This window comes from Brevibacillus sp. FW301-21C12A (genome assembly GCF_058788915.1).
The window spans coordinates 1-6,390 of the sequence record NZ_JBYTBG010000087.1; the positions used below are offsets into that span (position 1 = coordinate 1).

The 6,390-nt window shown below is 51.6% G+C and carries 8 protein-coding genes and 2 pseudogenes; 1 reads left to right on the forward strand and 9 read right to left on the reverse strand.

The window, feature by feature from the left end:
- The 4 genes from AC3WQH_RS25040 to AC3WQH_RS25055 form a co-directional block, all read right to left on the reverse strand.
- A partial coding sequence (locus AC3WQH_RS25040) for a JAB domain-containing protein (protein WP_492332307.1) occupies positions 1 to 361 on the reverse strand: 361 nt, incomplete at its 3' end.
- Positions 358 to 762: a hypothetical protein gene (locus AC3WQH_RS25045; RefSeq protein WP_007784956.1), complete on the reverse strand. Its 405-nt coding sequence runs from the start codon at positions 760 to 762 to the stop codon at positions 358 to 360. The genes AC3WQH_RS25045 and AC3WQH_RS25040, both read right to left, overlap by 4 nt.
- Position 763: 1 nt before the next feature.
- A complete protein-coding gene (locus AC3WQH_RS25050) occupies positions 764 to 1,024 on the reverse strand; it encodes a hypothetical protein (RefSeq protein WP_026557547.1) in 261 nt (86 codons plus the stop codon).
- Between the two features lie 98 nt (positions 1,025 to 1,122).
- Positions 1,123 to 1,380, reverse strand: coding sequence for a hypothetical protein (locus AC3WQH_RS25055; RefSeq protein WP_007784960.1), 258 nt, complete (start codon positions 1,378 to 1,380; stop codon positions 1,123 to 1,125).
- Between the two features lie 162 nt (positions 1,381 to 1,542).
- Between AC3WQH_RS25055 and AC3WQH_RS25060 the strand changes: the two genes are divergently transcribed.
- Entirely contained in the window at positions 1,543 to 1,884 is a 342-nt protein-coding gene (locus AC3WQH_RS25060; RefSeq protein ID WP_007784963.1) for a helix-turn-helix domain-containing protein, read from the forward strand.
- A 6-nt stretch (positions 1,885 to 1,890) separates the two neighbouring features.
- Here the strand turns inward: AC3WQH_RS25060 and AC3WQH_RS25065 are convergent, their stop codons facing one another.
- From AC3WQH_RS25065 to AC3WQH_RS25085, 5 genes and pseudogenes are all read right to left on the reverse strand, one after another.
- Entirely contained in the window at positions 1,891 to 2,766 is an 876-nt protein-coding gene (locus AC3WQH_RS25065; protein WP_007784964.1) for a tyrosine-type recombinase/integrase, read from the reverse strand.
- 146 nt (positions 2,767 to 2,912) lie between these two features.
- Positions 2,913 to 3,377, reverse strand: coding sequence for a hypothetical protein (locus tag AC3WQH_RS25070; protein ID WP_492332308.1), 465 nt, complete (start codon positions 3,375 to 3,377; stop codon positions 2,913 to 2,915).
- 198 nt (positions 3,378 to 3,575) lie between these two features.
- Positions 3,576 to 4,478, reverse strand: coding sequence for an Rpn family recombination-promoting nuclease/putative transposase (locus AC3WQH_RS25075; protein WP_492332309.1), 903 nt, complete (start codon positions 4,476 to 4,478; stop codon positions 3,576 to 3,578).
- 176 nt (positions 4,479 to 4,654) lie between these two features.
- Positions 4,655 to 5,089: pseudogene (locus AC3WQH_RS25080) on the reverse strand (IS66 family transposase zinc-finger binding domain-containing protein); the annotation flags it as partial.
- A gap of 232 nt (positions 5,090 to 5,321) precedes the next feature.
- Positions 5,322 to 6,304 (reverse strand): annotated as a pseudogene (locus AC3WQH_RS25085) (Rpn family recombination-promoting nuclease/putative transposase).
- Positions 6,305 to 6,390 lie beyond the last annotated feature (86 nt).

The following is a 6,390-nucleotide window of genomic DNA, read 5'->3' on the forward strand; positions in this document are numbered from 1 at the left end:
CGTCATAATCTTCAGCGTTGGCCGTGCCTATGCACAAATCCGCAGCGATTCTCTGTATTTTTGACTTGCGAAAAACAGCGGCGTTGGAGAGAATGGCGACCTTGAACACTTCTCTTGGATGGACAATGCTTGCGTCCAGGGAGCCGATCGAAACAGTGTGCAGCGCAGTCGGCTCGTTTTTGGTGTTCAGACAAAGCAAAAAGAACTGCTCCCGATCCGTTTCTTGCAGAAACGTCTGGAACAGTTCTACGACATCCCTTGCCATCCTGATGCGGCGCTGCGGGTACAGGAGGCTTGCTTCCCGTACCATTTTGACTCGGACGATGTTGACTCGTTTGGCGACTTCTCTGTTTTGACTCATTCTACATGCTCCTCCAACCAGTTTTGGATTTCGTTGTCGTCAGAGATTGCTTTTGCCGGGACGTAGAAGGCCATCCCGTACTCGTTGGTGTAGATCACGACCACCTTGTACCAGCACTCGCCGTTTCGTTCCACCTTCTCGACAAACTCCGGCAGGCTGCCGAGAAGTCCCCCGTCCTCTCTGCTTAGGCCGACCACGCTCAGATCCCGCAAGTTGTCTCCCTTCTCCAGCACAACCATGTAGCCGTATGTGTCCAACGTGAATGCTTCGTCCAGACCGTCGAAGTCGAACGCCTCTTTTAGTCCCAGAAACTCTTCCTCCAAGTACGACAGAAAGCTCGGAGAAAACACCTGCGCTGCCTGCAAGCAGTGTACATCTGCCAAGGTTTTGATCGTTCTCATGCTACACATCCCCTTTCTGTTGCATCTGATGGGCCAAAACTGCCTTTTTGATTTTTAGCTCAAGCCATTCTCTCCTCAGTCGCTGTTCGACTTCGTGAATGATTTTGAGAATCTCGGTGTAGGTGTCTTGATTCTGTGCCTCTCCAGTCCGGTAGAGATTGTCCAGCAGCAGCGTGACACAATGTTCACATGTCTGGATGCCGAACACGACTTTGTCTTCTTCCCCTACCAACTGCTCGTACTGTTCCGCTGGTGTCTGCATGTATGTCCTCCTCGTTTACTGGCTACAAAATGAGAAAAGGCATCCCACCGTCCCTGTTACGGGCGGCAGAATGCCTCAAAAATACTTTCTTTTGTCGATTAGGCTTGCACTTCTGGCGTTTCTGCATCTTTTCGTTTGGCTCTTTTCGGCAGCACCAGTCTGACGAGAAAACCGAGCAGCTTGAAGGGCAAGGCGACGACCCAGAACGCCACTTTGATGATGTTCCACAGAAGTTTGAACACCCCGAGCAGGAAGGAAAAGATGAGCTCCAGCCATCCCCTTACAATGAGCCAGGCAAAAGAGAGAAAGCCGAGTGCCAGTAGAATGATGATGCCGTAGAAAAGAATTGCGTCCATGTTTCTTGCCTCCGTTTTTGCTAGATTGGGTTACCACTACACACTATTGATTGGAAAACTTCATTAATTATTATCTTTTGGTGTTATCTTTCTGTCAATTCACATTTATAGCTTGTGTTCCCTTTTCTTTTCCTCCCGTAAGCTTGTCTTGAGGTGGTTTCCATGACCGAGTTGGTCAAGCGATTAGGCAATCGAATCCGCTTTCTCCGAAGAGAGAAGGGGATGAGCCAGGAACAATTAGGCGAATTATCCGGTTTACATACGAACTATGTGGGACAAGTTGAGCGTGGGGAAAAGAACGTCACGGTGGAGAGCCTGGAGAAGATCGCCAAAGGTCTTGGCGTTTCGATGGAAGATCTGTTCCGGCACATTGACCCTTCCCCACGACCAGACGAGCTTCGCCAACTGATTGATCTGCTAACGGAGCGCTCCAAACAAGACCGCGCTTTGGCCCTGAAACTTGTGAAGTCCGTTTTTGAGTGGGAGCAAGAGAAGTACCAGTAGATGACACTAGAGGAGGTTGACCGCCAACTCTTTCTCCTGCTTGCTGGTGTTGATGTAATAATGAGCGGTGGTCTGGATGTGAGCATGGCCTGCAAGTTTGGAAACCGTTGTGAGCGGGACTCCCTTTTTCAGCAATCGGGAGCAGAACGTGTGCCGGAATTTGTGCGGGTACATCTTGAAGCCCAGTTGCTTCTCCAGTCCTTCCAGCATGGTGTTGACCGCGTCCTTGTGCAGTTTGGGCGCACGCTGGCTGAGTAGCAGGTAGGGACTGTCCTTGTGCTTGTTCTCCTGCCGTTCCGTCCGGACGTACTCACGGATGAGTTCCGCAAGGTCAGGACGGAGCGGGATCTCACGGTACTTCCCTCCCTTGCCTGTGACCCTAAGGGTGTTGGTCAGGTAGTCGATGTCACCCAGCTGGATGCCACACAGTTCGCTCACCCTCACTCCTGTGTAGAGGAGAAGATGGACGATCAAGTGGTTCCGCAGGCTGACCTTGCTCCTGTCCTGGACGAAAAAGAGCAGCTGGTTGACTTCCTGCTCGGTGAACACGTCCACTTCCCCTTCGCTGCCAGCGGCCACCTTGATCCGATCCCGTTGCAGGGTGACGACTTGTTCCGTCAGGATGCCTTTCTCGATCAGGTAGAGGTTGTACGCCTGCAGGGAATTGATTTTTTTGTTGATCGTCGCGACGGCGTACTTGTTTTCGACGAGATGGTTCTTGTAGCTGACCACGTAAAATCGTTTCAGGTCTGTCTCGCTTTCCACGCCCATCTTCCGCAGGTACTCGCAGAATCCTCTTACGTCCCCCACGTAGGACTCGATCGTTTTCGGCGCGATGCCGTTTTCCACAAGGTACTGCTCAAACTGCGTGATCTCGTCCAAGCTTCCTTCCTCCTTTCCAAACACAACGCAAAAAGGCCCTACATCCGCTCAGGGACGTAGGGCTGTGGGTTGCATCACTTTTTCGTTTTTGCTCGCGTACAAAGCGGTCTGCGCGGGATTTGGGGCTACACTTTGCTGCCGTACCCCTAGTGTTTCATGAGGTACAGCCTGACTGCCGTGTTGACCAGGTTGCTGATCCGGTCGATCTCCCCCGACTCGTACAGCTGCTGCACTTTGTCGTACACGCCGTTCTCCAGGTACGTCGTGACCCTTCGGTACCGTTTCTCGAACGGGGCTTGTCTTTTCGGGATTTTCATCGAAGACAGCTGCTGTGACGGTGGCAGTACAGTTTCCGCTTTGAAAGCTTTATCTGTGCCTTCTGCCTTGTTTGTTGGCCGTGGTTTTACTCTCAACGGCTTGGCCTGTTGACCTTCCGGCGGTTTCGGTGCATGGTTCCCCCTTTCCTGGATTTTTTGTTCCGCTGCCTTGAGAGGTACTACATTTGCTCTCTCTGTGGAAGCTCCCTGCTGTTGGTTTTCGGCTGCTTGTGCGGCCTTTTTCGCTTCCTGCTGGGCAAGTACTCTAGCAAAGATTGATTTCGTGTCGTTCATCTCGTCCACTCCTGCTCTGATGTTTTGGTTCCGTCAACGCCTACGTATACTTGTGCGTTGATGTTTACGTTTATGGAATTGTTTTGCAAGCAATGGAGCGGACGGAAGTCGGATTTTCTGCCCCCTTTCTGGTGTGGAATTCGTTTTCTACAAAAGAGAAAACCCCTCGTCACATCAGGACAAGGGGAAATGGTGAGTCTAGTGAAGTTGCTGCTTTAGTTTTTCGATTTCTTCTACCGAAAGTCCTGTTAACTCAGCTACAATGGAAACTTTCATGCCTCTAGCAAGCATGTTTCTGGCTACCTCAGTTCTGCCTTCCTCCCGACCTTCCGCCAAACCTTCTTCTCTAGCCCTTTGCTGTCGAATTTCAGCCTCCCTTACAGCCGCCATCTCATCCAGAATCGCTTTCCGGCGCGACTCGTACTCCACCCACTTCTTCTCGTCACGGCTCAGGTCTTCCCATTCGTCAAACGCCCGTTTCATCACCGGATCTCGCATCGCTATCGCCTCCAATTCCTTGCGAATTTCTTCGTGATCGTCCGCCTCCAGCAGCAGCAACCATCTCTCCAGCTCATTGTCATGCGGATTGACCGCCCGCTGTTCCCACTTGTCCATCAGCTTCGGGATCTCCATGAAGTGAATCTCCATCACATCTGTCAGCGGAAACTGCTCCTGATCCTCGTACAGGTGGAATGTGGTGTGGAACCGCTCAGTTTCCCGCAGAAAGCGAAAATTGAGGATGTTGATCGCGATCGTCTTCGCCAGTTCCGTGTACGGCATTCCTTTTTGCATTTGGGCCGAGTAGATGCGTGACCAGTAGTACAGGGTACGCTTCTCCATGTCGAACTTGTTCGCCAGCTGAATCTCGATGTTGACATGCTCCCCCTGCTCTGTTTTGGCGTGGATGTCCAGCACAGATGCCTTGTCCTCGATGTGTTCCCGATTGATTTCGGGATTGAGGATTTCCACCGAAGAGAGCCGCTTTTCCTTCGGCAATTGGAGCGCGGCATTCAGAAAGGCCAGGAGGATCGGTTCGTTTCCCTCTTTGCCAAACACCTGCTTGAACGCAAAGTCGATCTTCAAGTCCATCAGTTTGGTCACATCATCACTCTCCCTTCTCCGTCCTTTGTCTGTACTACCATTATACCACCGGAGCGCTGTTCAGACACTCCCGCGAAAACCTCCTTTCCGTCATATTCCTATTAATAATATAGTATGCAAATCTCGTTAGAAGCGTATGTTCGGCTCTGTTTCAGGGCCCACGCGGCAAGTTAGCGGAGGCTTCCGGGGTAGACAGGCTCTGGCATCGGAGCCGTGACGATGGGCGTGCGAATTTCCTCTCGTTCACAGCGGCGGCAAGCATACACCTGGCGAACATGACGCACGACTTTCACTTCTGCCGGGATGACCGTGATTTCGTTACGGGTCTCGGTACTCATCTCGTGGAGAGGACCTCCGCAGCATGCGCAAACTTGCTCCGTTTCCGGCAGTTCATAGAGGATCGTTTCCACGGGGAACTGATCCAGCTTGGATTTTCGGCCAGCTGACTTTTTACGGCTGTACGTAACCGTTTCTACATCCGGTTCCTGAGCGGCAGGAGTCGCCAGCACCTCGGCTTCGTTGAACAGGTTCAGCTCCAGTTGATCCGGATGCGTCTTCTCGCTGGAGGCACCGAAACGTTTTTGCTGGGCCAGTCGGAACTGCTCCTCGTATCGTTCTGGGGAAGATTATCTCACGGGACATTTCTGATTTGTAGGTGTGCCGGATTTGACGCTTACGTTTCTCCTGTCGAGGGTGTCCCAAAAGACTTTGCCTCCCGCCGTTTTGATCGGCAAATTCGGAAACAACATGCTTCTCATCTCCTTATTTGTTTTTGGCAACGCAAAAAGACCCTGCATCCTTTAATTAGACACAGGGTCGTCTGTGAGTCGTTTTAAGCTTCGGTTAGTGAAGCTGCTGTTTCAGTTTTTCTATTTCTTCTAAGGGGAGTTTAGTCAGCTTTGCAATGCGTTCTGGACTCTCTCCTTCCGCAAGCATTTCCTTTGCTACTAAAAGCTTTCCTTCTAACAAGCCTTCTTCTCTAGCCTTCTGCTGCCGGATTTCTGCCTCCCTTACAACCGCCATCTCGTCCAGAATCGCCTTCCGACGAGACTCGTACTCGACCCACTTCTTCTCGTCACGGCTCAGGTCTTCCCATTCGTCAAACGCCCGTTTCATGACCGGATCTTGCATCGCTATCGCCTCCAATTCCTTGCGAATTTCTTCGTGATCGTCCGCCTCCAGCAGCAGCAACCATCTCTCCAGCTCATTGTCATGCGGATTGACCGCCCGCTGTTCCCACTTGTCCATCAGCTTCGGGATCTCCATGAAGTGAATCTCCATCACATCTGTCAGCGGAAACTGCTCCTGATCCTCGTACAGGTGGAATGTGGTGTGGAACCGCTCAGTTTCCCGCAGAAAGCGAAAATTGAGGATGTTGATCGCGATAGTCTTCGCCAGTTCCGTGTACGGCATTCCTTTTTGCATTTGGGCCGAGTAGATGCGTGACCAGTAGTACAGGGTACGCTTCTCCATGGTCTAACCAGAATGCACTGGCATTCTGGTTAGACACAAGTGCAACTATGGCTCTGCCGTCGCTTACGCTAGGCAATCGCCAAGTTTTCTATGTCGAACTTGTTCGCCAGCTGAATCTCGATGTTGACGTGCTCCCCCTGCTCTGTCTTGGCGTGGATATCCAGCACGGATGCCTTATCCTCGATGTGTTCCCGATTGATTTCCGGATTGAGGATTTCCACCGAAGAGAGCCGCTTTTCCTTCGGCAATTGGAGCGCGGCATTCAGAAAGGCAAGGAGAATCGGTTCGTTTCCCTCTTTGCCAAACACCTGCTTGAACGCGAAGTCGATCTTCAAGTCCATTAGTTTGGTCACGTCATCACGCTCCCTTCTCCGTCCTTTGTCTGTACTACCATTATACCACCGGAGCGCTGTTCAGACACTCCCGCGAAAACCTCCTT